At 61.5% G+C, this 934-nt stretch carries 1 protein-coding gene; it reads left to right on the forward strand.

The annotated features are described in order from the left end of the window. Positions 1-405: 405 nt before the first annotated feature. The coding region (locus tag EOC06_RS37910; protein WP_128310152.1) for an aminotransferase class III-fold pyridoxal phosphate-dependent enzyme at positions 406-934 on the forward strand (529 nt) is incomplete at its 3' end.

Below are 934 nucleotides of genomic sequence, written 5' to 3' on the forward strand. Positions count from 1 at the left end.
CCGCCTGCAGGAAGCCGGCCATGCCAGGACGCTGTTCTTCGAGGAGACCGAGGGTGGTCATGGCGGGCGTGGCGACCGCCGGCCGCAGGCGGCGCAGACGGCGATGAAATATGTCTTCCTGCAGAGGGCGCTGACAGCCAAGGCCTAGACTCATTCCGTTATGGGCCAAGCAAAGGGTGGTTCTCCTCGACCAGCCTTTGCTCTAAGGTGCCAGCCATGGCTCTCGTCAGGATGTTGGTTGGCGCATTTGAGGCTCGCGCATTGCGGGTCGCCGGTGACGCCGTCACCGCGTACGCTGCGCGCCGAGCTTTTGCGGCTGTGCGCCCGCATCGGCTATTCGCCACCTCTCTGCCTCTGAAGCATTCGCCCCGGCTTGCCGGATAGAATCCAGAGGGAAGATCAGACATGACCTATCAGAATTATTCGCTGAAGCAGCTTCAGCAGATCGACGCCGCGCATCATCTGCATCCGTTCACCGACCACAAGGAAATGCGCGGGGCCGGGTCGCGCATCATCACCCATGCCAATGGCCCTTTTATCTACGATTCCGAGGGGGCTGAAATCCTCGATGGCATGGCCGGGCTGTGGTGCGTCAACATCGGCTATGGCCGTGACGAGCTGGCCGAGGCCGCCTATGCCCAGATGAAGGAACTGCCTTATTACAACTCCTTCTTCAAATGCTCGACGCCGACGCCAGTGCTGCTGTCCAAGAAGCTGGCGGAGATCGCGCCAAAGCACGTCAACCAGGTGTTCTATGGTTCGTCGGGCTCGGAGGCCAACGACACGGCACTGCGTCTCGTGCGCCACTATTGGGTGCTGGAAGGCCAGCCGGAGAAGAACCGCATCATCTCGCGCAAGATGGCCTATCACGGCTCGACCGTTGCCGGCACCTCGCTCGGCGGCATGGATGGTATGCACAAGCAGCTCAACGGTG

This window comes from Mesorhizobium sp. M7A.F.Ca.MR.362.00.0.0 (assembly GCF_004023175.1).
Taxonomy (GTDB): domain Bacteria; phylum Pseudomonadota; class Alphaproteobacteria; order Rhizobiales; family Rhizobiaceae; genus Mesorhizobium.